The sequence below is a fragment of the Pseudoalteromonas sp. S1609 genome (assembly GCF_005887255.1).
Taxonomy (GTDB): Bacteria; Pseudomonadota; Gammaproteobacteria; order Enterobacterales; family Alteromonadaceae; genus Pseudoalteromonas.
This window is the reverse complement of record NZ_PNDJ01000033.1, coordinates 119,382-144,796: the sequence shown is the minus strand read 5'-3', so window position 1 is coordinate 144,796 and position 25,415 is coordinate 119,382. Positions and strand designations below refer to the sequence as shown.

Annotated in this window: 19 protein-coding genes; 14 read left to right on the top strand and 5 right to left on the bottom strand. The window is 40.9% G+C overall.

Annotated elements, in window-relative coordinates:
• The first annotated feature begins 403 nt into the window (after nucleotides 1-403).
• The 5 genes from CWB76_RS10050 to CWB76_RS10030 all read left to right on the top strand — a co-directional run bounded on the left by CWB76_RS10050 (nucleotide 404) and on the right by CWB76_RS10030 (nucleotide 7,370).
• Nucleotides 404-1,204, top strand: coding sequence for a VOC family protein (locus tag CWB76_RS10050; RefSeq protein ID WP_075169511.1), 801 nt, complete (start codon nucleotides 404-406; stop codon nucleotides 1,202-1,204).
• Between the two features lie 116 nt (nucleotides 1,205-1,320).
• Complete coding sequence (locus tag CWB76_RS10045; RefSeq protein WP_010390337.1) at nucleotides 1,321-1,683, top strand: hypothetical protein; 363 nt, start codon at nucleotides 1,321-1,323, stop codon at nucleotides 1,681-1,683.
• Nucleotides 1,683-4,013, top strand: a complete 2,331-nt coding sequence (locus CWB76_RS10040) for a fatty acid cis/trans isomerase (protein ID WP_138607257.1) — start codon at nucleotides 1,683-1,685, stop codon at nucleotides 4,011-4,013. The genes CWB76_RS10045 and CWB76_RS10040 overlap by 1 nt, the downstream gene beginning before the upstream one ends.
• Nucleotides 4,014-4,129: 116 nt before the next feature.
• Entirely contained in the window at nucleotides 4,130-5,851 is a 1,722-nt protein-coding gene (locus CWB76_RS10035; protein WP_138607256.1) for a response regulator, read from the top strand.
• 67 nt (nucleotides 5,852-5,918) lie between these two features.
• Nucleotides 5,919-7,370: an ATP-binding cassette domain-containing protein gene (locus CWB76_RS10030; protein WP_138607254.1), complete on the top strand. Its 1,452-nt coding sequence runs from the start codon at nucleotides 5,919-5,921 to the stop codon at nucleotides 7,368-7,370.
• Nucleotides 7,371-7,376: 6 nt separating this feature from the next.
• Here CWB76_RS10030 and CWB76_RS10025 read toward each other — a convergent pair whose 3' ends face one another.
• From CWB76_RS10025 to CWB76_RS10015, 3 genes are all read right to left on the bottom strand, one after another.
• A complete protein-coding gene (locus CWB76_RS10025) occupies nucleotides 7,377-8,255 on the bottom strand; it encodes a TraB/GumN family protein (protein ID WP_138607252.1) in 879 nt (292 codons plus the stop codon).
• 245 nt (nucleotides 8,256-8,500) lie between these two features.
• A complete protein-coding gene (locus tag CWB76_RS10020) occupies nucleotides 8,501-8,872 on the bottom strand; it encodes a diacylglycerol kinase (RefSeq protein WP_010390346.1) in 372 nt (123 codons plus the stop codon).
• Complete coding sequence (locus CWB76_RS10015) at nucleotides 8,869-10,542, bottom strand: phosphoethanolamine transferase (RefSeq protein WP_138607250.1); 1,674 nt, start codon at nucleotides 10,540-10,542, stop codon at nucleotides 8,869-8,871. The genes CWB76_RS10020 and CWB76_RS10015 overlap by 4 nt, the downstream gene beginning before the upstream one ends.
• 527 nt (nucleotides 10,543-11,069) lie before the next feature.
• Here CWB76_RS10015 and ilvG point away from each other — a divergent pair.
• The 8 genes from ilvG to CWB76_RS09975 all read left to right on the top strand — a co-directional run bounded on the left by ilvG (nucleotide 11,070) and on the right by CWB76_RS09975 (nucleotide 20,227).
• Complete coding sequence (gene ilvG, locus CWB76_RS10010; RefSeq protein WP_138607248.1) at nucleotides 11,070-12,719, top strand: acetolactate synthase 2 catalytic subunit; 1,650 nt, start codon at nucleotides 11,070-11,072, stop codon at nucleotides 12,717-12,719.
• Complete coding sequence (ilvM, locus tag CWB76_RS10005) at nucleotides 12,716-12,958, top strand: acetolactate synthase 2 small subunit (RefSeq protein WP_028834467.1); 243 nt, start codon at nucleotides 12,716-12,718, stop codon at nucleotides 12,956-12,958. The genes ilvG and ilvM overlap by 4 nt, the downstream gene beginning before the upstream one ends.
• 101 nt (nucleotides 12,959-13,059) lie before the next feature.
• A complete protein-coding gene (gene ilvD / locus CWB76_RS10000; protein WP_109875496.1) occupies nucleotides 13,060-14,916 on the top strand; it encodes a dihydroxy-acid dehydratase in 1,857 nt (618 codons plus the stop codon).
• A 2-nt stretch (nucleotides 14,917-14,918) separates the two neighbouring features.
• Nucleotides 14,919-16,472, top strand: a complete 1,554-nt coding sequence (gene ilvA / locus CWB76_RS09995) for a threonine ammonia-lyase, biosynthetic (RefSeq protein WP_075169505.1) — start codon at nucleotides 14,919-14,921, stop codon at nucleotides 16,470-16,472.
• A 144-nt stretch (nucleotides 16,473-16,616) separates the two neighbouring features.
• Nucleotides 16,617-17,615, top strand: coding sequence for an ABC transporter substrate-binding protein (locus CWB76_RS09990; protein ID WP_138607246.1), 999 nt, complete (start codon nucleotides 16,617-16,619; stop codon nucleotides 17,613-17,615).
• A gap of 102 nt (nucleotides 17,616-17,717) precedes the next feature.
• On the top strand, nucleotides 17,718-18,905 hold the full coding sequence (locus CWB76_RS09985) for a methyltransferase (protein WP_138607244.1): 1,188 nt from the start codon (nucleotides 17,718-17,720) through the stop codon (nucleotides 18,903-18,905).
• A gap of 10 nt (nucleotides 18,906-18,915) precedes the next feature.
• The gene (gene can, locus CWB76_RS09980; protein ID WP_008112739.1) at nucleotides 18,916-19,581 is read left to right on the top strand and encodes a carbonate dehydratase; all 666 of its coding nucleotides are present in this window, start codon (nucleotides 18,916-18,918) and stop codon (nucleotides 19,579-19,581) included.
• Between the two features lies 1 nt (nucleotide 19,582).
• Complete coding sequence (locus tag CWB76_RS09975) at nucleotides 19,583-20,227, top strand: Rossmann-fold NAD(P)-binding domain-containing protein (RefSeq protein ID WP_138607242.1); 645 nt, start codon at nucleotides 19,583-19,585, stop codon at nucleotides 20,225-20,227.
• Nucleotides 20,228-20,275: 48 nt separating this feature from the next.
• Here CWB76_RS09975 and ubiK read toward each other — a convergent pair whose 3' ends face one another.
• The gene (gene ubiK, locus CWB76_RS09970) at nucleotides 20,276-20,539 is read right to left on the bottom strand and encodes a ubiquinone biosynthesis accessory factor UbiK (RefSeq protein ID WP_008112735.1); all 264 of its coding nucleotides are present in this window, start codon (nucleotides 20,537-20,539) and stop codon (nucleotides 20,276-20,278) included.
• A 113-nt stretch (nucleotides 20,540-20,652) separates the two neighbouring features.
• On the opposite strand from ubiK, the gene rep reads away from it, so the two are divergent.
• Nucleotides 20,653-22,671 (top strand): DNA helicase Rep, encoded by a 2,019-nt coding sequence (gene rep / locus CWB76_RS09965; RefSeq protein WP_010390360.1) that lies wholly within the window; start codon nucleotides 20,653-20,655, stop codon nucleotides 22,669-22,671.
• 13 nt (nucleotides 22,672-22,684) lie between these two features.
• Here rep and CWB76_RS09960 read toward each other — a convergent pair whose 3' ends face one another.
• Nucleotides 22,685-25,249, bottom strand: a complete 2,565-nt coding sequence (locus tag CWB76_RS09960; protein ID WP_138607240.1) for a bifunctional diguanylate cyclase/phosphodiesterase — start codon at nucleotides 25,247-25,249, stop codon at nucleotides 22,685-22,687.
• Nucleotides 25,250-25,415: the final 166 nt, after the last annotated feature.

Below are 25,415 nucleotides of genomic sequence, written 5' to 3'. Positions count from 1 at the left end.
ATTCGTTTCGCTATCCGTGAAGGTGGCCGTACTGTTGGTGCTGGTGTTGTTGCAACTATCGTTGAGTAATCAACTGTTGTAATGCATTAAGCATTAAAAAAACCCGAGCTTAGTCTCGGGTTTTTTAATGCTTGAAGAAAAGTGATTAGCTATCAGCTTTTAGCTGCTCGGTGCTAATGTAAGCTAAGTAGCCTGAGTTACTATCAACCCCGAGTAGAAGCCAGCGGTTTAAGAACCTCTGAATATCTATAGTTTAATATTTGAGCGCTGTTTTTTCATAGAAGGGAATATGACTATACGCTAAAACTCAGTAAAGACATGTCTATTCATTGAATAGCTATCGACTCTTATAGACTATTAGCCTAAGCTAAAAATAGCTTAAATTTACAACAGGAAATGGGCGATGAATAATAAAAATAATTATCCGCAAGGTATATTTTGCTGGGCTGAACTGTGTACTCATAATTGGAAAGATGGAAAAGCTTTTTATACCTCGTTGTTTGAATGGGGGAATGACGACCAGCCAATTGGCGAAGATGAATATTACACAATGCTTCAAAAGCAAGGTGACGATATTGCTGCCATGTACCAAATGCCTAAAGAGCAAGTGGACGATTCCACACCTAGCTACTGGCTTACCTATATTGCAGTAGATGATGTTGATACATGTGCAATTAAGGCGCAAAAGCTAGGCGCGCAAATTATAGCAGGCCCTCACAATGTTATGAATGCAGGGCGCATGTTAATGCTTAAAGACCCAACCGGGGCCACCGTAGCGTTATGGCAAGGTAAAGAGCATATAGGATGTCAGCGTCCTTGTGAGCTCGGCACGCCTTATTGGCACGAAATGGCAACGCGTGATAGCGAAGCGAGCCGTCACTTTTATTGCGAATTACTAGGTTGGCAAAGTGAAATAAAGCCTATGGAAGGTATGGATTACACCTTGTTCTTAGTTGCAGGTAAGCCTGTAGCGGGCATGCTACAAATGAATAATGAGTGGCCAGAAGACGTGCCTCCCCATTGGATGATTTACTTTGCCGTGGATAACTGCGATAGCTATGTAAAAAAAGCGGCGATCCTTGGAGGGCAAGTGTGCGTACCTGCTACAGATATCCCTGATGTAGGGCGTTTTAGTGTTATTTGCGATCCTCAAGGGGCTGTTTTTTCTATTATTGAATCGGCAATGGATGATATTAAAGCTTAGTAATTGGTAATGCTTAGGATTAATTTTAGGCTTTAGTATGGTTATTTAGTCGCAGTAATTATGTGCTTTTTTGCTATAATGGCGGTAATTACACCGCCAGTCAGCAAGAGAGTCCAATGGAACTTGAACAAGATAGCAATTTAACCCTCCCTTTATTTATTCTAGATGAGACACTAAGTACCCGTGACTTAGCGCAGCCTGACGTGGAAATTTCAGTTATTTTAAGTGATGAGCTACTGACTCAGCTATGCCAAAACCCCAGTGCTGACAGTAGTATTGGCATAAGCATTACAGACTATGAATTGAATATCATCAATTCAAGCTTTTCAAGTGTAGTGCAAAGCGAACATAACGCTCAACTAACGCTTACTCAAGGTCCTCTATTAAGCGCTGTAGTGACTACAGTTGATGAGCTGACATTCGTATCACCTCAAGTTGATATGATGCCCACGTTTGATTTGGGCGATGAGGCAGAGTAATGAAAAAGATCATTATAAGTACATTTGTACTGATTATTTTAAGTGGCTGTGCCTACCTCGGAAATGCTCATTATAACGAACTGTTTGGTCCCGAAAAAACACAAGCGCGTATTGTTGACGCTAATAGTGGTGATGGCGCCGAATTTCTTCAACATGTAAAGCCTGTAATAGATACTCGCTGCGTGGTTTGCCATGGTTGTTATGATGCGCCTTGCCAGTTGAAGTTGTCGTCTCCTGAGGGAATAGATAGAGGGCTAAGTAAAGAGCTGGTGTACGACGGTACTCGGTTGTTAGCCTCAACGCCGAGCCGATTATTATTTGATGCAACCACCACTGAGCAATGGCGTGAAAAAGAGTTTAGCCCGGTATTAAACGAGCGAGCACAAAATGAAGAAGCCAATTTAGCCGGTAGTGTGTTATTTAACACGCTGGTATTAAAGCAAAGTTCACCTTTGCCAGAAGATGAAGTATTAGATGAACGCTTTGATTTTTCGCTTAGTCGCAACCAAAGTTGTGCGACCATGGGTGAGTTTGACCAATTAGCGGATGAGCAACCGCATGCGGGTATGCCTTATGGCTTACCAGGGGTGTCGGCTGCTGAATTTCAGCATCTACAAAATTGGATTAAAAAAGGCGGGAAAATGGCGCATATCAAGCCGCCATCAGCTGCTGAGCTTGCAAAGGTAAAAAACTGGGAAGCATTTTTAAATCAAGATAGTTTGAAGTATCAGTTATCAGCGCGTTATATTTATGAACATTGGTTTTTAGCGCATATCTATTTTAGTGATGCGCAATCACCAAACTTTTTTAAGTTGGTGCGTTCAAGCACTCCTCCTGGGGAAGATATTAAGTTAATTAGCGCTCGTCGCCCTTATGATAACCCAAATGTTGAGCGTGTTTATTATCGACTGCTTCACGACCGTTCTACTATTTTGTCAAAAACGCATTTGCCACTTAAGTTAACGGATGAGAAGTTAACGCGCTTATATCAGCAGTTCATCGCACCAAAATACACTGTAGCTAGCTTACCAAGCTATGAGCCAGCACTTGCATCAAACCCATTTAAAACTTTTGAAGCACTGCCTATTGATGCTAAGTATCAATTTATGCTCGATGAAGCTGAGTTAATTATTATGGGCTTCATTAAAGGACCTGTTTGCCGTGGTCAAATAGCACTGAACGTGATTAATGACCATTTTTGGGTGGCATTTGCCGATCCTGAAAAAGTGGCGACTCCAGAGGTTGGTAAAATGCTAATGCAACATGAAGACGCATTAGAGTTACCAGCAGCCGAGGAGAGTAATGCGTTACCTATTTCTAACTGGGTAAAATACTCAGTTCGCGAAAAACGCTATTTAAAAGCCAAGGTAGAGCTAGCTAATAAAATGTTCAAAAATGGCGAGCACTTAACTACTGATTTACTGTGGAAAGGGGAAGGGCATAACCAAAATGCGGCGCTGACAATTTTTCGCCATTTTGATAGTGCAACAGTTGTAAAAGGGCTTGTTGGCCAGCAACCTAAAACGATGTGGGTACTTGATTATGCATTGTTTGAGCGTATTCACTACTTACTAGTGGCAGGCTTTGATGTGTATGGCAATATTGGCCATCAATTGATAACACGTTTATATATGGATTTTTTACGCTTGGAAGGTGAGCAAAACTTTCTTGCGTTATTACCAGAGTCACAACGCGAAGCTATTAAGCAAAGCTGGTATCGTAAATCACCGCCAAGTCTATCGACCTTTTTCGAAAATAACCGTGAGTTTAGTCAGCCAAGCGGTATTAATTACCAAACTGATAAGCCACAATCAGAGTTATATGGATTAATTAAACAAACGCTTGAGCCGGTATTAAGTCCTCGTTATGACTATAAAAAAGTACCCGCACCATTAAGTGCAATTAACACCATGCCCGCTAAAGCAATTAACTTACTCCCGCAGCTATCGTATGTGTTAGTAAAAGAGCAAGATGAGCACAAGGCTTATACGATTATTCATCATAACGCGCATTATAATATTTCGAGCTTATTAAACGAAGACGGCCAGCGTGCCTATGAAGAAGATACCGTGACAATTGTGCCAGGTTTTATTGGTGATTACCCATCAGCAATTTGGTATTTAAATAACCCGCAACAAGTTGCTGCATTTGCAGAGCAGCTACCGCTTATGCAAGTAGAGGCGGATTATCGGGCTTTAAAGTCTAAGTTTGCGATTCGTCGAACGCACCCTCAGTTTTGGCAATACAGCGATATATTACATCACGTTGCCCGCCAGTATCGAGGGGTTGAATTTGGTATGTTTGATTATAACCGCTTAGAAAATCGTTAATGATATTGTAAGTAGCCCAGCTTTTTAGTTGGGCTTTTTTATATCTAATAATTAGTGAATTAACTAATTAACTTGCTACAGTTAGACTAAAGTGAAAATAAAAAGCAGCTTGGTTTATGTTTAATATTGTAAAGAGTATTCGCAAACGTTATCGGTGGGCATTAATTGCTATTGCCTTGCTGATCAGCGTATCCGCACTACTCATGCAATACGTCTTTTCTGTGCAAAAATACGATGCGAAAATTATCAATATAGCGGGTAAGCAACGTATGCTGTCACAAAAAATAGCGTGGCATAGTAATGCGCTAATTAATCAAACAGCTAACAACGAACAGCACCTGAAATCGTTAGCCCACTCACTTAGGCTATTCGAGCAAGGACATACTTTTTTACTCACTAAAAATGAGCAAGGTGAGGCGATTTATTTAAATGCTGCTTTAGTTGATTTATATTATGCCGCCCCAGGTAACCTAGATGCCGAGGTATCTAGTTTTATAAAACAAGCAAAAAAACTGACCCAACAAGAACAAGCGAATCCCGTGATGTTTTCTGTGGGCGAGATTGAAGCATTATTAAAAAAATTAGACACCGCGGTGAGCTTATTTGAGCAGCAAGCGGTGACAAAGGTTAATTGGGTTGCCAATATTGAGCTGTTGTGTTGGTTTTTGACTCTAGCGTTATTGCTTATAGAGTTAAGATTTGTGTTTATGCCAATGGAGAGGCAAGTTTTGCAGACCCTGCTTGAGTATCAACAACAAAAAGAATTTGCCGAGCAAGTCAGTCAGAATAAAGAACATTTTATTGCACGCGCCAGCCATGAGTTTAGAACTCCGTTACAGGGATTAATTAGTTCTATAAATGAATTAACCATTCCCAGCTCGCAACAACAAATTCAGCGTCAAGCTCAGTATTGTTCTGTTAGGCTGCTAGCGATGTTAGATGAACTTCAAGATTTACAGGCGCTTAGTTTAAACCGTTGGTCATTAAAGCAGACCTCAGACAACCTACTAACAACTTTAAACAAAATACTGGCTGTGTATGAATATGGCTGTACTGAGAAAGGGTTAAAGTTAATTACCGAGTTAGCACCGAACTTAGACTGCGCGGTGATTGTAGATCACGCACGGCTACAACAAATTGTTTCTGAACTACTTAATAACGCATTAAAGTTTACTGAGCAAGGAGAGGTCACCGTCATTGCTACGCTCAATAACCATCAGTTAGAGTTAAGCATAAAAGACAGTGGCTGTGGCTTTAGCCACCCGGTTGGTCAGCTCGAATTAGATAACAATCAACAAAGTAACCATTTTCAAGGCCTCAGAACAGGGCTTACCCGCGTGCAATATATTGTTAATGCGCTTAATGGCGACATTCGTTTTGAGAATAATCATCCACAAGGCGCCATTGTATTTTTAAGCCTACCATTAGAGATGGACACAAGCGAAACTAAGCCAACGCGCTTGCCTGATGATCTTAAGTGTTTAGTGGTTGAAGATAACCCGCTCAACATGTTGGTACTAACAAAGTTATTAAGTTCTTTGAGCATACAGGTTGAATCGGCTGAAAATGGCAAAGTCGCTTGTGAAATGGCGGCTGAAAATAGCTATGATGTTATATTTATGGATTTAAATATGCCGGTTATGGATGGCTTTGAAGCCACAAAGCTGCTACATGAAAAAGACAAAACACGACCCATTATTGTGGTTACCGCAAACACTTCTGATAGTGATATAGCTCGCGCTAAAGCTTGTGGAGCAATAAGTCATATTCATAAACCTATAGATCAGCAAAGTATAATAGCGGCACTAAACGATGCTCTTCTAACTGAGGTTGATTAAATCTCACTTGCCTAATTGTTATTTTGTACGTTAATTTGAATTTTTAAGCCTTATTTTGGGATCTAGTGTGCGCTCAATTTTACTTCAGCAATTTAATGGTTATTTATCCACCGGTGGCAGTAATCGCTATTATATTAAGGATTTAACTTGGCAAGTAAAACAGGGGGAACACTGGGTATTGCTTGGCGGCAATGGCGCCGGTAAATCTGCGCTTGGGGCTACGCTTATTGGTGAAGCCAAGCAACAAAGTGGGCAACGCCATAGTACTTTTAATAATCTACAGTTGGTTTCAAGTGATTTACAAAAGCAGTTATTAAGCGCTAATCGCAAAAGTGATAAAACACAAAAAGTAACCGATATACTCTTTTCTGCGCCTGAAATAAATAACGATTTATGCCAACAGCTAATTACGGCTCTTAATTTTGATGCCTTACTTAATCGTAACTTTACTGATTTATCGACCGGTGAAACACGTAAATTATTATTGATTAAAGCACTGTCTGCTAACAGTGATTTAGTTGTGCTTGATGAACCATTCGATGGCTTAGACACTGAATCGGCTAGGCAGTTAAACCGCCTATTAAAGCAACTGAGTACGCACACTTGCTTTGTGTTTGTGCTAAATCGTGTTGATGAAATTCCTGCGTTTGTTGATCACTTTGCTTATGTGAGCAAGGGTCTTTTACAACATAGCTTAGCAAAACCGTGCGCAGCAAAACGAGCCGATTTGTTTAAGTTACTGCATTTAGAACATACACCTATAACTATTCCAGATTCACCCGAGCCTACTTTTATTTCAAATGCAAACGCGCCACTCGTTAAGCTTACTGATGCGCATGTAAGTTATGGTGAACAGACTATTTTTGAAAACTTAAACTGGACGATTAAGCAACACCAACATTGGCAACTTACCGGCAAGAATGGCTCAGGAAAAACCTGTTTATTAAATTTAATCACCGGTGATAACCCTCAGTGTTATAACAATGAGATTGAGGTGTTTGGTTTTAAGCGTGGCACAGGAGAGAGCATTTGGGATATAAAACAGCATATTGGTTATATCTCTAATACCTTGCATTTACAGTATAGAGTGAGTATTTCGGCGCTCAATACTGTTATCTCTGGGTTTTTCGATAGTATTGGTTTATATCAACAAGCCAGTGAGCTACAAATGCGTTTAGCGAAACAGTGGTTGGCACTAATTGGCCTTAGCGATAAAGCTAATTGCGCTTTTACTCAACTATCGTATGGCGATCAGCGCTTATTACTTATTGTACGCGCAATGGTTAAACACCCCGCCTTAGTTATTTTAGATGAGCCATGTTTAGGGCTTGATGAGGCAAATCGTCAACGCGTTTTACTGCTTATAGAAAAGGTGTGTGCGGCAAAAACGAGTACTGTTATTTATGTAAACCATCATGCAGCAGATGCCATTAAAGGGGTTGAACACACCCTAAAAATGGAAGACTTTAAACCAACTCATTATGAGCAGCAGGCGGCTCATAATGAGTCGATTATATAAGCTTGTTTATAACTGAGTCACCGTGAATCCTTGGTCACGCAGTTGTTTAATTAAGCCATGTTGCTCAACTAAATGCAGAGCACCTACAGCTATAAAAATATTGCCTTGTTCAAGTTTTGGGGTGAGCTGAGTGACCCAATTATTATTACGCTCAATTAGCATCACTTGTTCGCTTTGTTGGCCGTATTGGCTGTTATCAAAACTGGTGTGGTAGTAGCTGGTTAGGGTTTTCATATCGCCCTGTTTCCATGCATTTACTAGAGAAATAAAGTAGGTATTAATATCACTGAGTTGTTCAAAGGTTTCTGCCATCATAGCGTTGCTTAATGACTCTAAACCATTAAACATTTGTAGCTGCTGCTCTATGGTTTCAAGCTCCGCAATTTTAATATTATGCTGTTGGGCATAATCTAATATTTGCTTATCAATGCCATTTTTATCTGAATATCCTGCGTTTTGAAACTCAATTTGCATCATGGTTAACATGACAGCCCAAGGTTTAAAGCTGTTGAACATGGCAATATCAATCGACTTTTTTGCAAAGTAGTCTTTCAGGAGTTGATAATTTTCTGCCGACAGCTCGCTCTGTAAAGTGCGGCCATTTGCTAGTAGCATAAACGGCATAGAGCGTTGCTGCATTTGTAAAGGTGATAGCTTACTAATATCCACTTCAACAACCACTTGATTACTGTCATCCAATGCACGAGTTACCTTTTGTGGTAGGCCTTTCATGCTGGCATCACCTACATGCACGGTGCCAAATAAATACGAGCTAGCGCCTTGTTTTTCTATTTTGAATAGAGCAGGAGCTGCATAGCCATTGACACTAAATGCTAAAACAACGAACGCCATCAATAAATGACTGATACGCAATGACACTTTCATAAAAAATCCTAACCAAGTTAAAGTTGTTTTATAAATACTAACTTAGTTTACTATATAGGTAACGTAAAAATGCCAGATTAAAAGCGCTATTGATATCAATTATTGCTGTAGGCCATGTTGCCATAATTAGTCAAAACGCGTTCACTTTGTTATGAACTCAAGGCGATTCATGAAAAGCTTCATAGACTGAGAAAAAACACCACCATGACCTACAGCAGCGCTAATGCTTTTTTTACCTTGGCTAATTAAGCCCATAAAACAGACCACCAAAGCAGAACGGTGATGAGCATGGCGATAAAGACACTGGCAGAAGCGATGTCTTTAGCTAGGCCTGATAGTTCATGATATTCGCTACCGATGCGATCAACCACCACTTCGACTGCGGTATTGACCAACTCAGCAAATAACACAAACAATAAGCTGGCAATCAATATTAATTTGCTACTTAAAGTAATTTCTTGCAAGCAGGCAAATACGCCTAGCAAACTAAATAAAACCAACTCTTGCTGAAAAGCAGCCTCAAATCGGCTCATCCATTTTAGACCATTAAATGTATGGCTTAAGGTAAAAATTAGGCGCATTAGACCTTGGCGTTTTATAACGGTTTTATTATTCATATTTTAGTTTCGCTATGGTTAATCGTTTGACATGACGCGAGTAAATCTTCAGAGGTTTGGTAGGTTTTACTCGCAACACCGGTTAAGTTTAAAAGGGTATGAAAAATAGCATCGTGTGATTGCGCTAAAGTGCTATTTAAATTGTTGAGACACTTGGCTGTAATGCGCTGATTATGCTCATCAGCCCAGATGTAAAGAGGCACATGGGTTTGAGTTGTTGGTGCAAATGCATAGGGAAAGCCATGTAAGTACGCACCATTTTCACCGAGCGACTCGCCATGGTCCGACACATACAGTAATTGCTTATCAATATTGGCTGGTAGTGCCTTTAACTGTTCAATAACTTGAGCGTTGATAAAATCACTATAAGCAATTGTATTATCGTAGGTGTTAACCAGTTCTTCAGCGTTACAGTTCTGAATATCGCTGCGGTCGCAGGTTGGACTAAACTGTTTAAATTTTTCAGGATAGCGCTTAAAGTAAGTAGGGCCATGTGAACCCATCATATGCAGCACTATAAGCGTATTAGCCTGACTCAAGTTAGCAAGCTTGTGCTTTAGTGGGGCTAGCAACGCTTCATCAAAACAGTATTTACCATCACATAGTTCAGATGCTTTGGTATCAATATTAATGGTAGGTACGCGCGAGCAGACGTTTTTACAGCCACTGTTATTATCAACCCACAAGACATCTGCGCCTGCTTGTTGTATCAAATCAATCACGTTTTGCTGATTATCACTGTCTAAACGAGAAAAATTGGCATGAGTTTGCAGTGAAAACATACACGGTACTGACACTGCTGTGGCCGTGCCACACGACGATACATTATCGAAATAAGTGACATTATGTTTTTGTGTGTATTGGTTGGTATTGCGCTCATAGCCTTGGTAGGAAAAATTTTCAGCTCGTGCGGTTTCACCTACTACTATGACAGTAACTCGTGTTGTACTTGGCGATGCTAAAGTTGGTGTGGTATCAATATTTTTAAATTTAATATCGCTGTAAAGCAACTGGTCACGTGCATACTTATAGCCACTAGAAAGGTATTGAAATGGAATGATTTCTTTTTTCAATATACGGTTATTTCGACCTGTTGCCGCATAATCGGCGTAAAAGTTTACTACTACTAAAGCAATCAAAGCACCGCATGCTAGTAACAGTTTAATACGACTGAGTATTTCTTTGTGTGGGCGGGCACAGTTTACGTTTATACGACTCAAAACAAAGGCAGGTAATGCGCCAAAAAGCAGTAAAAAGCCAACAAGTTGCAAGTTTAAATAGCTTAACGCTTCACTAGAGTCCGTCTCTGCTGCGTTTTGTATCATTGAGTAATCAAATACCACTCCATAGTTTAATGAGCCGTAAAGTGCGGCACTTGAGAGCACGAGTAGTAAGTAGTTGATGGGTTTTAATAGCCCTCGAACAGACACCAAAGAAAAAAATATAACTAATAAACACACAAGTAGTAGCGGTACAGAAAATAGAAATAACCACGAAAATGTGTGCAGCGAAGTAATAGCGCTAAACGCACCATGCATAAATGGAATATTAATGATTAAGCCATAATAGCATGCCATTAAAATAACAAATGCATTAGCGCTGCAATTAAAGTAAAAGCGCTTTTTGGTGTTTGCTTGCGATTGCTTACTGAGTTTGAAAATTGAATTCATAACACATCTCTTTTTAGTGAACGTTGTTATGCTAGGTCGTCACACTTAAGAAACACTTAAGAAGTCAATTTATTTTATTTTGTGAGCTATAAAATACAGCGGTTTGCTAAAAATTAATCAAACCATAATTCACCGTTATAAGAATAGTGAATTTCCTGAGTTGAAATGAAGGGATAAAAAATTCACTTTGTTTAGGTTGTTTGAATTTTAAAACCTAGGCCTGCGTGTTTTTATAATTATTTTGGATTGAATTTGATGTTGACTTAGCGCCCTGAGCGCGGTACTAATATAAAAAGACAGCGAAACAAGAGTTTCGTAATTACAGAAATTAAATGGTATTAAATTTTATGCTTAACAATGCACTTAACCTAGTCCTGATTATTATCGTGGTGATTATTCCCTCGAGGGCTTCGTAGTGCTTTAAAAAACTAAGCATTGAAAAGCCCTCCGCACTTAACCGTCCGGGGGGCTTTTTAGTTTTAAGATTAAATTTTAACGGGTTGTCACACAGGAATGAGGATTTACTAATGACAGGCGCAGAACTAACAATTGATTTACTCGCCAAGCACGGCGTAGATGAAGTATTTGGCTACCCAGGTGGTGCTATTATGCCCATTTACGATGCCTTGTATGGTGCGCCTGTAAAACATTACCTCACTCGCCATGAACAAGGTGCAGGATTTGCAGCCGTAGGCTATGCACGCAGTACTGGCCGATTAGGTGTATGTTTAGCAACATCAGGTCCGGGGGCTACTAACTTAATTACCGCATTGGCTGATGCCATGATGGACTCAGTGCCTTTACTTGCCATCACCGGACAAGTACCGACAGCGGCGATTGGCTCTGATGCCTTTCAAGAAATAGACGTGCTGGGTATGTCGCTTTCATGCACAAAACACAGTTATATGGTTGAGCGAGCAGAAGATTTAGCCGAAATATTACAAGAGGCGATGCATTTAGCACAAAGCGGTCGACCTGGCCCTGTTTTGGTTGATATCCCCAAAGACATTCAAATGGCGCAAGTACCTTTTAAACCTTGGTTAGCGGTAGATGAATATTTGCCTCAACTAGATCTAAATCAAGTTGCTATTGCTAACCAATTACTTAGTGAAGCCAAACAGCCTGTTGCCTATGTTGGTGGCGGGGTCCATGCCGCTGATGCGCAAGCGCAGTTAATGCAATTTTTAAATAAAACGCAAATGCCAGCGGTTTCAACCCTTAAAGCATTGGGCAGTGTATTACCTGATTACGAATATGATTTAGGCATGCTAGGTATGCATGGCGGTCAAGCAGCTAATTTAGCGGTGCAAGAATGTGATGTATTAGTGTGTATTGGCGCACGCTTTGATGACCGTGTAACCGGCAATTTAGCTAAGTTTGCTGCAAAAGCAAACGTAATTCATTTAGACATAGATGCAGCCGAGGTAGGAAAACGCAAACCCGCAAAAGCGTCATTAATTGCTGATTTAAAAACGTCACTTCCTGCGCTTGAGTGCGTGGTTACACCAAAAGCGTGGTGCGATCATAGTAAAAAAATGAAGGCCAAACACGCGTGGCGCTACGACTACCCTGGTGAAAAAGTATTTGCTCCTTACTTACTTAATCAACTTAGCCAGCGTATGCCAAGCACTAGTGTGGTGTGTTGTGATGTAGGCCAGCATCAAATGTGGGTCGCCCAGCACATGAAGTTTAGCCACCCTTGTAACCACTTAAGCAGTGGTGGTGCAGGCACTATGGGGTTTGGTTTACCTGCCGCCATAGGTGCACAAATCGCGCGTAAAGATGACTTTGTGATCACCGTTTCAGGTGATGGTTCAATCATGATGAATATTCAAGAGCTTGCCACTATACGTCGTAATAATTTACCAGTAAAAATACTGATACTTGATAACCAGCGCTTGGGCATGGTGCGCCAATGGCAAGAACTATTTTTTGAAGGGCGTTACAGCGAAACTAACCTGTCAGACAACCCTGACTTTGTACAACTTGCTGCTGTGTTTGGCATTCCTGGGCAAACAATTACCCATGCCAACCAAGTGGATGATGCAATCACTGCCTTATTAAATAGCGATGGACCCTATATTGTTCATGCTTGTATCGATGATAAAGAAAACGTATGGCCACTTGTTCCACCTGGGGCTGCTAACGATGAAATGATGACGGAGAAAGCACAATGAAACACAGTTTAACTATTGCCTTAAAAAGCCAAAGTGTCGCAATCGAGCGCTTTTTACGTGTGGTGCGTCATCGTGGTTTTGATTTAACTCACTTACAGCTCAATATGGACGATGGTCAATATAATATGGCGATGACGGTTGATAGCGATAAGCCAATTTACTTGCTTACCAGCCAGTTAAATAAATTGGTTGATGTGAAACATGTAACGCTACAAAGCTTACAGCAACAGGCTGTATAAAATAAATTTAACGAATTTTACGAGTAACTGAATATTTGGTTATTCATCAATTTTTAGAATGAGGAATGCCCGCATTAATTGCGGCAAACACTGAGGTAACTATGGCTAAATTAAGAAGTGCAACTACCACTGAAGGGCGTAAACGCGCAGGCGCAAGAGCATTATGGCGTGCAACAGGCATGACTGATACCGACTTTGGTAAGCCAATTATTGCTGTTGTGAACTCATTTACGCAATTTGTACCGGGGCATGTGCATCTTAATCAGCTTAGTGAACTGATGGCTGAAACCATTACTCAGGCCGGTGGTGTACCAAAAGAATTTAATACCATTGCTATCGATGACGGTATTGCCATGGGTCACGGCGGTATGCTTTATTCACTGCCATCGCGCGATTTAATTGCCGACTCAGTAGAGTATATGGTGAACGGCCATTGTGCCGATGCGATGATTTGTATTTCTAACTGCGACAAAATCACCCCTGGAATGATGTTAGCGGCGCTGCGTTTAAATATACCCGTTATTTTTGTATCGGGCGGCCCAATGGAAGCAGGTAAAACCAAATTAGCGAATATCGATATTAAGCTCGATTTGGTTGATGCTATGGTTAAAGGCGCTGATGAATCGGTAAGTGATGCCGACTCGGAGCAAGTTGAGCGATCTGCATGCCCTACCTGTGGGTCGTGTTCAGGGATGTTTACCGCCAATTCTATGAACTGTTTATTAGAAGCAATTGGCCTTGCGCTGCCTGGTAACGGGACCACGCTTGCGACCCATAAAGACCGCAAACAACTATATGTTGAAGCGGGTGCACGTATCGTTGATTTATGCCGTGAGTACTATCAAAAAGATAACCAAGACGTACTGCCTCGTGCTATCGCTAATAAAACCGCATTTATGAACTCTATGGTGGTTGATATTGCTATGGGCGGTTCATCAAATACGGTATTGCATTTACTCGCAGCGGCACAAGAAGCCGGCGTTGATTTTGATATGTCACATATTGATGAACTTTCACGTAAAACCCCGTTTTTATGTAAAGTTGCTCCAGCTACAGCGCAATACCACATTGAAGACGTACACCGTGCTGGTGGCATGATGGCGATAGTTCGCGAGCTTGGAAAGGCAGGGTTAGTTGATTTATCGGTTAACCATGTTGCTGGTATGACAATGGGTGAACTGGTTAAAAAGTGGGATGCAACCGATCCGAATAACGAAGCTGCGCAAAAGTTTTATCGTGCTGGCCCTGCAGGTATTCGTACCACTAAAGCAATGAGCCAAGATTGTCGTTGGGATGAGGGTGATAACGACCGTGAAAACGGTTGTATTCGCAGTGTAGAACATGCATTTCGTCAAGATGGCGGTCTTGCCGTACTTTCAGGTAATTTAGCAATAGATGGCTGTATCGTTAAAAGTGCGGGTGTTGTTGATGAAATGCTGCACTTTGAAGGTACTGCTGTGGTATACGAATCACAAGATGACTCTGTAGAAGGGATTTTAAATGGCGAAGTAAAAGCCGGCGACGTGGTGGTTATTCGCTATGAAGGGCCTAAAGGCGGCCCTGGTATGCAAGAAATGCTATACCCAACTAGCTATTTAAAATCAAAAGGTTTGGCAGAGCAATGTGCATTAATTACTGATGGGCGTTTTTCAGGTGGCACGTCGGGTCTATCGATTGGCCACGTATCGCCGGAAGCTGCCAGCGGTGGCGCAATTGCTTATGTTGAAAACGGCGATAAAATTATCATCGATATTGCCACTCGAGAAATAACGCTGGCGCTAAGCGATGAAGAGCTTGAAGCTCGCAAGCAAAAACAACTGGCTCGTGGTAAACAAGCGTATAAACCGCTTAATCGTGATCGTTATGTATCATCTGCGCTTAAAGCGTATGCGCTACTTGCAACCAGCGCAGATAAAGGTGCAGTTCGCGATTTAGCCAAACTGGAGGAGCTTAGCTAGGTATGGTTTCTCAAGAACTCGATTATTTTCGCGCGATTATCCAAGCCAATATGGAGCCTTTAGCCAAGGTGACTGAGGTAAGTGAAATGGCCGAATTGAGTGCACGATTAGGTAATCATGTTTGGTTAAAACGTGAAGACCAGCAACCCGTGTACTCGTTTAAATTACGCGGTGCTTTTAATAAATTAAATAAGCTGCCTAAAGGCTCGGTTGTGATCACCGCATCCGCAGGTAACCATGCCCAGGGTGTGGCACTAAGTGCCTCACACTTAGGGCACAAAGCCACCATTGTGATGCCCGTGACCACACCTGAAATAAAGGTGAATGCGGTAAGGGCATTGGGTGGTGAAGTCGTATTGCATGGCCATCAATTTGATGCCGCAAAAGCGTATGCGCTGGAATTAACTGAGCAGCGAAACGGCGTATTTGTTCCGCCATTTGATGACCCTGATGTGATTGTTGGTCAAGGTACGGTTGCCCGAGAATTAATGCAACAGCTCAACGATTTAGATGTGGTATTTATTCCTGTTGGCGGCGGCGGATTGCTGGCAGGTATGGCGGTATACATTAAGTCGCTGCGCCCCGATATCAAAGTGATAGGGGTTGAGGCGAATGAAAGCGCCTGCTTAAAAGCTGCTTTAGCAGCAGGCGAGCCGGTAGAGCTCGATCGCGTTGGCAGTTTTGCCGATGGTGTTGCCGTTAAAATAATTGGTAGCGAAACCTTCAGACTGGCACAAAAGTTTTGTGATGAAGTAGTTACCGTATCAGACGATGAAATATGTGCAGCCATGCAAGATATTTTTGTATCAACCCGTGCTATAGCTGAGCCTTCAGGAGCGCTTGCAACTGCAGGGCTTAAAAAGTGGTCTCAGCAGTCGGGTTTAAAGGGGTTAAATTTAGCCGCTATTTTGTCTGGTGCTAATTTAAACTTTGATCGCTTACGTTATGTGGCTGAGCGCACTGCGTTGGGTGAGAAAAACGAAGCTTTATTAGCCGTGACCATTGATGAAAAGCGCGGTAGTTTTAAGCAGTTTTGTACATCTTTAGGTGGGCGTGCCATTACTGAGTTTAACTATCGTTATGCGGGGCCTGGCGAGGCGCAAATTTTTGTTGGTATTGCGCTACGTCAAGGGTTAGCAGAACTTGAAGAGCTTAAACAAAGTCTAACAGATAACAAATATACCTTTTGCGATTTGTCAGATAACGAATTAGCAAAGCTGCATGTACGCTATATGGTTGGCGGTAAAGCGCCAGAGCAGTTACATGAACGCTTACTAAGGTTTGAGTTTCCAGAGTACCCAGGCGCATTGGCGCGCTTTTTAGATACGCTGGGTAGTAACTGGAATATCACTTTATTTCACTACCGCAATCATGGCGGGTCAATGGGGAATGTATTAGCAGGCTTTGCTATTGAACCAAGCCAATATGAGATGTTTAATGAGCACTTAAATCGGCTAGGTTACAGTGTCCAAGACGAAACCGATAACCCCTGTTTTACTCAGTTTTTAACTACCCAACCTCAAGCAGAAAAGCTTGAAAAAATCGCTCTAGCCTAACTCTATCCTAAGCAAGCATCTTATCCCGATGCTTGCTTTATTAGCTGTTTTACATATAGTTATAATTAATTATCATGTTTATGGAAGCCTGCTTTGCTACTTAAAGGAATAATAATTAGCACCTGCTTTTTTTGTAGCCAGTTAATGGCGCAGGAATCAGTCACGTTACAATTAAAGTGGACGCACCAATTTCAATTCGCTGGCTATTATATGGCCAAACAAAAAGGCTTTTATAATGAGGCCGGTTTAGACGTCAATATAGTTCCTGCCGATCCAAAACGGCCAAATAGTTTTGGTGCGGTAGAGCGAGGAGAGGCGCAATTTGGTGTAGCACATTCAGGTATATTAGAACGCCGTATTGCCGGTGAACCCTTTGTAGCCATGGCTGCCATATTACAGTTTTCTCCTTACTGTTGGATGGTAAAAGAAACTTCAGATATTTTTCATGCTCGTGATTTTATTAACAAGCGTGTAAGTGAAGTCAGCAAAGAGAGTAATTCTGAGTTACTAACTATGCTTAAGCGCAGTGGTATTGATACCGAAAAACTGGCTGTTTACAAAGGCGATGAATTACAACAAGCATGGATGGAAAATAAATTAGATGCGATAGAAGTGTATGTTACCGACCTACCTTATCATATGGATCAGCAAGGGGTTGCTCATAGACTTATATGTCCACAACGTTATGGGATGGATGTATACGCGGATATTTTATTTACCAGCGATAGTATGGTTAAGTATCACCCCGATACGGTAGAAAAGTTTTATCAAGCAAGTTTAAAAGGGTGGCGCTACGCGGTAATGAATATGGATGAAGCCATTGCCATAACCCAACAGTTTTATGCGCCTGAACGCAGTTTTCATCAACTGGCATATGAGGCTGAGGTACTTAAAGACTATATTGCTCCACCGAGTACTACTGTGGGTAATATGTCGATGGCTAAATGGCGTTTAATTGCTGACTTATATGAGATTGATCAAACAAAGTTTGATGAAGTAAAAGCTGATTTTATTTATAAATATAAAAAGCAAGAAACACTGCAGCTTTCTTGGATGCTGATTGCGGCTATTATAATAAGCATTATTTCTATCCCTCTGTATTTACGTTTAATACTGAAATCGGCTAAACAAAAGCGGGTATAAGGTTAAGCAATTCCCTTGCTCTGCGAGGTTAAAAAAATAACAGCTTAATTAGGTGCTATTGTGCTGGTATAATTAAGCGTCTTTTTTATATCCTAAGCTGTTATGACCTTAACTGAGCAATTTTCTGCCCTCGACTCTTTGCTAATGAATACTCGCTTGTATTGGCAGTGTACTGCATTTGATTTTGACGCTTTACCTTGGCCTGAATTACATGCTCCTTTGAGCGCTTTATCCGATCAGGCGGTTGCTGAATTAGACTCTGATCAAGAACAGCTCTATCAGTTTTTTTCATCCTATATTCCTGCTGTTGAGCAACTTAGCCGATTAGTGTCATTGCCTGCCATTACCAATACTCGGAAGGAATACCCGTTTTGGATCAGTAATGGTATTAAAGGTCGAAAGTTTACTCAGCTACAAGATTTTGTTGGCGCATTGCCCACTAGTAATCAGCCTGTATTAGAGTGGTGTGCAGGTAAAGGCCATTTAGGGCGAATGTTAGCTTTTAATGGTGCGCAGAGTGTACACAGCGTTGAGCTACAATCTCATTTGTGTGAACAAGGGAAAAAAAGTGCACAGCAGCAGGGACTTGCAATACAATTTAGCCAAGCCGATGTACTTAAGGATAACATTCAGGATTTTTTTAGCCCACACACTCATGCCGTCGCTTTGCATGCCTGCGGTGCGTTACACCAAACTTTTATGCATCAAGCCAGTGCAGCAAAAGTACCACAAATTAGCTTTTCACCTTGTTGCTATCATTTATTCACTGATAATAATTACCAAGCGATGAGCGAGCATGCTCAGCAAAGTCGATTAAACTTAACTCACAGAGATTTAAAGCTCGCCCTGCAAGAAACTGTTACAGCTCCTTCGCGAGTAGGCAAAGTGCGAAAAACAGAAGTGGAGTGGCGACTCGGGTTTGATGCCTTAAGAAAGTCACTTACTGGTGAGTTAGGGTATGTCAGCGTCCCTTCAGTGAATAAAGCGATATTTTCAGATTCGTTTGCAGCATTTTGTAACTGGGCGGCAGACAAAAAAGCCTTAAAACTGCCAAAAGATATTGATTACAATAAGTTTTTATTGATTGGGCAGGCGCGAAAAAAAGTAACAGAGCGAGTTGAACTGGTTCGACATGTGTTTAGAAGAGCAATAGAAGTTTGGCTTGTGCTCGATCGTGCTTTATATTTGCAGCAGCAAGGCTATGACGTCAGTGTTAATACATTTTGTGAGAAGCAATTAACACCCCGTAATATTTTAATTTTAGCCAGTTTAAAAACGCCCTCAACCTAAAAGAGATGTAATGAGAAATTTAAATAACTTACTAGAAAATAATAAACGCTGGGCATCTAGAACGAGCGAAGCGAACCCTGAATTTTTCAAAATTTTATCGATGCAACAAAACCCAGAATACTTATGGATAGGTTGCTCTGATTCACGGGTGCCAGCTAATCAAATTGTTGATTTATTACCGGGTGAGTTATTTGTGCACCGTAATGTTGCCAACGTGGTTGTACATACCGATCATAATTGTTTATCGGTTATGCAGTACGCGGTCGAAGTATTAAAAGTAAAACATATTATGGTTGTTGGCCACTACGGTTGTGGTGGTGTGCAAGCGGTACTAAACGAGGACCGCTTTGGCTTTATTGATAACTGGCTGCGCCACGTTGGTGATGTAAAAGAAAAACACCTAGAGCAACTTAATGCTCTGCCAGAAAAACAACGCCTGGATCGTTTAATAGAGCTTAATGTGATTGAGCAAGTGCGTAACGTATCTCGCACTAGCATTGTTCAAGATGCATGGTTAAGAGGCCAGGAACTCACGGTTCATGGTTGGGTATATGGCTTAGAAAATGGTCATTTGCATGACTTAGAATCGGTAGTTAGTTGTGCCGAAGAAGAGTGTGAAAGCTATAAAAAAGCAGTACACCATGTACTAAATAAATCTGCGGACAGTCACCTTTAATATGGCCAAAACGGCGCTAATAATCGGCAGTACTGGCTTAGTTGGCAGCCAGTTATTACAACAGCTGTTAGCATCTTCTAGCTATTCGCAGGTAGTGAGTTTATCGCGCCGCCAATTAGACTTTTCCCACCCTAAATTAATTAGCCATGTTATTGATTTTGAAAATTTGACGCATTATGTTGAATTGTTCAAAGGTGACGTATTCTTTTCTTGCTTAGGGACCACATTAAAGCAAGCGGGCAGTGTGGCTGCACAACGTAAAGTTGATTTTGAATACCAATTTATTTGTGCGCAAATGGCGGCCAATAACGCTGTTCCGCATTATTGTTTGGTATCGTCAAGTGGCGCAAATGCGCATAGTATGAGCCGTTATTTAAAAATAAAAGGAGAGCTTGAGCAGCAGGTGAAGCAGCTTGGCTTTGCACGCTTGAGTATATTGCAACCGTCTTTATTAGTTGGAGAGCGTTCAGAGCTTAGAATTGCAGAAAAGCTAGGTGAGGTGGTACTTCCACTGCTAACGCGTTTTGGTATCCTCAAACGGTATAGACCCATTACCGGTGAGCAAGTAGCTAATAAATTGCTGAGGGTAAGCATAGAGCAGCAACAAGCAACGGGTTATTATGTGCTGGACGAGCTATTTGAATAACTGAGTGATTAGCGCCATAAAGCAGGTTCGTCTATGGCGTTATATTTATTATTCAGCGTCTGTTTTTGCCGATAATTGCTGTTCAAGTATTGCCACTTTTGCTTCTAATTCAGTTAGCTTTTCACGTGTGCGGATCAGCACTTGGCTTTGAATATCAAACTCTTCACGGCTTACAAAGTCCATTTCGGCAAGCTTATTTTGTAACACTTGCTTAGTTTTACCTTCAAGTGTGTCAGCCAGGTTTTTTACACCTTGTGGCATGTTATTAGTGATCTGTTTCGCAATTTCTTCAAGTTTTGCTGGGTTAATCATAGTCGTCCCTTGCCTGTTGCCTAAAATGATAATAACTAATATTACCTTATTGGCTAGGCGTATTGTAGTGATTACGTTAAAATTGCCCGTCTTTTTGCAATCAGCTGGTCGTTATGAAACTCAATCCTAAACAAGATGAAGCGGTAAAGTACATTAGTGGTCCTTGCTTAGTATTAGCCGGCGCAGGCTCGGGTAAAACGCGAGTTATCACCAACAAAATTGCTTACTTAGTACAAAAATGTGAGTATCAAGCGCGTAATATTGCGGCGGTTACCTTTACCAATAAAGCGGCTAAAGAAATGCGCGAGCGGGTTTTGCAAACCTTAGGCAAACAAGAGTCTAAAGGTTTATGGGTGTCTACCTTTCATACGCTTGGGCTTGAAATCATTAAAAAAGAGTTAAAAACACTGGGTTTTAAACCCGGTTTTTCGTTGTTTGACGACCAAGATACGAATCAATTACTCGGTGATTTAACCGAAGACGAGCTTAAAAAAGACAAAGACTTACTGAACCTGCTAAAAATGCAAATTGGTAGTTGGAAGAATGAGCTTATTTTACCAGAGCAAGCTATTCGCGAAGCCAGAGAGCCGCAAAAGGCATTGTTTGCTCAGTTGTATGCGCGTTACCAAAATCAATTAAGAGCGTATAACGCGCTGGATTTTGATGATTTAATTATGATCCCCACGCTGCTTTTAAGTAGTAATGCCACATCACGTGAGCGATGGCAGCAGCGTTTTCGTTATTTACTGGTGGATGAATATCAAGATACCAATACCAGCCAATATCAATTAGTGAAATTGCTGGTAGGCGAACGAGCACGCTTTACTGTGGTGGGAGATGACGATCAGTCAATTTACTCTTGGCGTGGTGCTCGTCCACAAAACTTGGTGTTATTAAGTAAAGATTACCCTGGGCTTCGATTAATAAAACTAGAACAGAACTATCGTAGTGCTGGGCGCATTCTTAAAGCGGCCAATATCTTAATTGCAAATAACCCCCATGAGTTTGAAAAAAAGCTCTTTAGTGAGTTGGGCTATGGTGAGCAAATTAAAGTCATTGGCTGTCGCGATGAAGAACATGAATCAGAACGTGTGGTCGCAGAGATTATTTCTCATAAATTTATGAAACGCACCAGCTATAAAGATTACGCTATTTTGTACCGGGGTAACCACCAAGCGCGGGGCTTTGAAAAGTCGTTAATGAGTAACCGAATCCCGTATAAAATTAGTGGTGGAATGTCGTTTTTTTCACGTTCTGAAATTAAAGATATCATGGCTTACTTACGTCTTTTAGTGAATCAAGATGATGACAATGCTTTTTTAAGAATTGTGAATACCCCACGTCGTGAAATTGGTACAGTCACGCTTGAAAAGCTTGGCACCTTAGCTAATGAAAAACACCAAAGCTTATTTGCGACCTGCTTTGATAACGACTTAGGATACAGACTAAAAGGACGTGGTTTAAATGCACTAGCTGGGTTTGCCCGGTGGGTGGTTGAGCTTTCAGATAACGCAGTGCGCAGTGATACACTGGAGGCGGTGAAGGATTTAGTGCGTAATATTAATTACGAAGCTTACTTGTATGAATCATCGCCTAGTGCCAAAGCCGCTGAAATGCGGATGAAAAATGTGTCCGAGCTGTATCGCTGGATAACAGACATGTTAACAGGCGATGCCGATAATCCGCCAATGACACTGGCTGAAGTAGTTAGTAAATTGACCCTTCGGGACATGCTAGAGCGAAACGAAGAAGAAGATGAAGCTGATGCCGTGCAATTATTAACTTTGCATGCCTCAAAAGGACTCGAGTACCCCTATGTATTTATGGTCGGTATGGAAGAAGGGTTGTTGCCACACCAAGTAAGCATTGATGAAGATAATGTGGATGAAGAGCGCCGCCTTGCCTATGTAGGTATTACCCGCGCGCAACAAGAGCTGACTTTAACCTATGCTAAAATCCGCCGTCAGTTTGGTGAAACATCACAAACAGAGCTCAGTCGATTTGTGCAAGAGTTACCGCAAGATGACTTAGCCTTTGAAAACAAAAAAGCGCCTAACACCCAAGCTGAACGTATGGAAAAAGGCCAAGCTCGGGTTGCAAATTTAAGAGCAATGCTGAAAAAGCCACAATAAGGTGTGTTTAGCGCTATTTTAATTCTGAGTTTTTAAGTGTAGCTGGTATAGCGCTGGTTAGTGGGTGCTGTTTAGCAACGAATAGGTTTATGCCGTGTTTATCCAAAAGAGCTCTAAAGTTTAATATTGATGGGCCTTTAGCTATCACTTTTATCTGTTTAAGCTTAGTAATAGCCAACACCCCCTGCAACTGTAAATCGTAGCTTTCTTGTTGTAATACTCGTTTACTGAAGGTGGAGCTAAGGAGTAAATAATCACACTCTACTTCAGTCACCAAATTAAGCTCGCATTTGTCTTTTGCGAAATTGTTTAAGCCAATCGAATGACCGAGTTTTTTAAGCTGTTTTAAGTTCTCTAATTGCTGTGCGCTGGCATAACGCAGCTCCTGCTCATCAAACAACAAGCAAAGCTGTTCATTGTTTACCGGTTGTTTTAGTGTAGCTTTTAGTAAAGAAAATTCATGCTCTTCTAACAGTAAACTGGAGCAAGGCAATAGCGCAACGGCTATTTCTGCATTTTGTGCTTGTTGATAAGCTTGTTGGATGAGTTGTAGTTCAACTTTGGTATGTTGTTCTTTATCATTCGCAAATTTCTTTAAAATATCAAAACTGGTAAAGCCAAGGACTGGGTGTTCACCAAAAGCCTCTAATAACGATGCACACTGATAATGCTCATCTAAGGTTATAATATCTGAGCTACGAAACGTCATAGGTAATACATCAAGATGATGCAATACTTGTGACTCATGTTGCAACATAGGCTCAGTGAGCAGTGGATGAAATAACTCGAAGCGGTTTTTACCTGAATTTTTAGCATAATACATAGCTGCATCGGCGTCGCGAATGATTTCATCGGTATGTTTATAGCTTTGCTTTGAATAGGTAATCCCAATACTGGCGCCACTTTGTACACACACGCCTTTAGTACAAAATGGCTTTTGCATAATTTTAATTATGCGATTGGCAACATCCTCTGCCTGGTTTGGCTCAGTTAAATGGGTTAGTAATACTACGAACTCATCTCCGCCTAAACGCGCTAATAAATCATGTTCACGAATACATTGTGAGAATAGTTTACTAACACTAATTAAAAACTCATCACCGGCATGGTGCCCGAGCTGATCATTGATATCTTTAAACTTATCAAGGTCAATAAACAATACAGCAAAGTGCTCATTTGGATTGCGTTGATAATATTGCAGGGTTTTTTCTAGTTGAGTTAAAAATAAATTCCGATTTGGTAAGCCTGTTAGTGAGTCATGGTGAGCATCGTGATAAAGCTGTTGTTCTATTTTTTTACGTTCATCAATTTGCATTTGCAAATGTAAATTTGCTTGGCTCAATTCTTTAGTTTTTTCATTAACTCGTGAGGCAAGTTCTTGGTGGCTCTTTTTTAGTGCCTGTGAAGCTAATTTTGTTTGTAATACCGTGGCAATTTGATGCGATACAAAGGTGATTAGCTCTGCATCATCATGTGTAAAAAGGTGTTCATTATTATAAGCTTGGCAAACAATTAACCCTATAACGCCTTGCGAAGTTTTTAGCGGAGCGCCTAGCCAGCTGGTGGCTCTCTTGGATTCATCAATTGGTTTTTCACGCTCTACAATGCCACTATTTAATAACTCTTGAGCTCTTTTCGGATGAATTATTTGTGTTTCTTCGGTGCTTATAACCAGTTCACTGTAGCCTTTTGCAAAGCGCCGTGGTTGAGTGCTGCCTTGGAATTCATCGACACTGTAGGGAAAACTGATCCAACCTGATTCTTTATCATACAAGGCAATATAAAGGTTTTTTGCGTAAGTAATGGTTTTTATTATTTCGTGTATTTGAAAATAAGCATCATCTAAATTTTTGGCTTGGGTTGTCAGCTCTGAAATTTTGAATAATATTTGCTGGCGTTGTAGGGCACCTTTTCGCTGTTGTATTTCAACATTTAAAGCGTCATTACTTTGCGTTAATGCTCGGGTTCTTAATTTTACTTCTGATTCGAGTAACTCTCGTTTTTTAACCCGTTCAATTGCGGTGGCTAAATAGAGTGACATGGCCTCAAGCAGGTTTATTTGTTGCGAACTGTAACCTTGTTCTGTGTCGTAACTTTGCGCGGCTAACACACCAATAATGTTTCTTTCTTGATAAACAGGAACGCCTACCCAGTGTTCTGCAGGTGTACCCAATGCTTTAAATAAGCCTTGCTGGGCAGCATCATGCATTTGCTGTTTGGTAAAGTAAGTGGTTTTCCCTTGCTTGAAGACATAACCCGTTGCGCCTTCTTCAAAATTATTATCTCGATTAAGTGGTACTGCAATGCCATCTTTTTCATCAGAAAAATAAGATAATTCTAACTGTTGTGACTGGGGATCAACCAGCACCACATAAAAGCTTTTACTCGGAACATACTTTTGTAAAATGTCATGAATAGCAGGGTAAAGTAAGGTTAGCTCGGCAACAGTACTTGCTTGCTCTGATAATTGTATCAGGGCATTGTGGAGGTGGTAGGCATGTTTGTACTTTTTTAATAGTGCTTTTAGTCGTTTATTTTGGCGCACTACGCTATTAGGTACAATAAGTTTATCTTCCAATGATGTTTAACCAGTTATAATTTTTTGTATAGTTATTAAGCATTATAGTTCCACTTTTAACATTTTGCGTCAAGTAGATATTTTTCTTAATTATGTAGCTAAAACTCATGAATTAGAAACAAAAAAGGCTTACTAAAACGTAAACCTTTTATTTAAAGCATTTTGA